Below are 1,255 nucleotides of genomic sequence, written 5' to 3'. Positions count from 1 at the left end.
GGGACTGCCCCCGGTTCGGTTGACTCCTGACCTGTGAGGACGTGAGTCCTCGCTGGGAGGATGTATCCCATGCCGAAAGCGTTCCCGCCGGAGTTCCGCCGTGACGTTGTCGCGGTCGCCCGTAAACGCGAGGCTCCGATCGCGCAGATCGCGAAGGACTTCGGGATCTCCGAAGCCTGTCTGCACCGCTGGCTCAAGATCGCCGACACCGACGACGGGATCCGGCCCGGCACCACCACGACTGAGTCGGCCGAGCTGCGTGAGCTGCGTAAACGCAACAAACTGCTGGAGCAGGAGAACGAGATCCTGCGCCGGGCAGCGGCGTACTTCGCGAAAGAGATCTCCCCAAAATGATGTACCCGCTGGTCGAGGACCTGGCCGCGGACGGGATTCCCGTCGCGGTGACCTGCCGGGTGCTGGGGTTCTCCAAGCAGGCCTTTTACGCGTGGAAGTCGGCACCGGTCAGCCGTCGTGAGCTCGACGACGCGTATCTGATCAACGCCGCACTCGATATCCACCGCGACGACCCGGCGTTCGGGCACCGGTTCATCGCCGACGAACTGCCCGCTCACGGCATCAACGCCGGACTGAACCGGGTGGCGAGGTTATGTTCGCAGCAGCGGATCTGGTCGGTGTTCGCCAAGAAACGCGGCCTGACCCGCCGGGCCGGCCCGCCGGTGCACGACGATCTGGTCCGTAAACAGTTCACCGCCACCGCGGCGAACAGGGTGTGGCTGACTGACATCACCGAACACCCGACCGGGCAGGGCAAGCTGTATTTGTGCGCGATCAAGGACGTGTACTCCGGTCGGATCGTCGGCTACTCGATCGACTCGAGGATGAAAGCGTCCCTGGCCGTGTCGGCGTTGCGTAACGCGGTCCGGTTGCGTGATCCGTCCGGGACCATTGTGCACTCGGACCGGGGTAGTCAATTTCGTTCCCGGAAGTTCGTGAAAGTGTTGCGGGACAACGGATTGGCGGGTTCGATGGGCCGGGTCGGCGCGTGTGGTGACAACGCCGCGATGGAGTCGTTCTTCGCCCTGTTGCAGAAGAACGTCCTGGACCGGCAACGCTGGCGCACCCGTGAAGATCTCCGTCTGGCGATCGTGACCTGGATCGAGAAGACCTACCACCGCCGACGCCGACAAGCCCGCCTCGGCCGGCTCACCCCGATCGAATTTGAGACAATCAACAGGCACGCCACCGCGGCCTGAACCACTCAACCCCGCGAGTCAACCAAACCCGGGGCAGTCCC

Annotated in this window: 1 protein-coding gene; it reads left to right on the top strand. The window is 64.4% G+C overall.

Annotated features, from left to right (window positions below; all coding sequences use genetic code 11):
- Positions 1-69: 69 nt before the first annotated feature.
- A protein-coding gene (locus AB0E90_RS51695; RefSeq protein ID WP_360421242.1) for an IS3 family transposase occupies positions 70-1,214 on the top strand; the annotation gives its coding sequence in 2 pieces (ribosomal slippage) (positions 70-343 and positions 343-1,214; 1,146 coding nt in all).
- Positions 1,215-1,255: the final 41 nt, after the last annotated feature.

The sequence above is a fragment of the Actinoplanes sp. NPDC026619 genome (assembly GCF_040638295.1).
In the GTDB taxonomy this organism is placed as follows: domain Bacteria; phylum Actinomycetota; class Actinomycetes; order Mycobacteriales; family Micromonosporaceae; genus Actinoplanes.
This window is presented reverse-complemented; position numbering and strand designations above follow the sequence as displayed.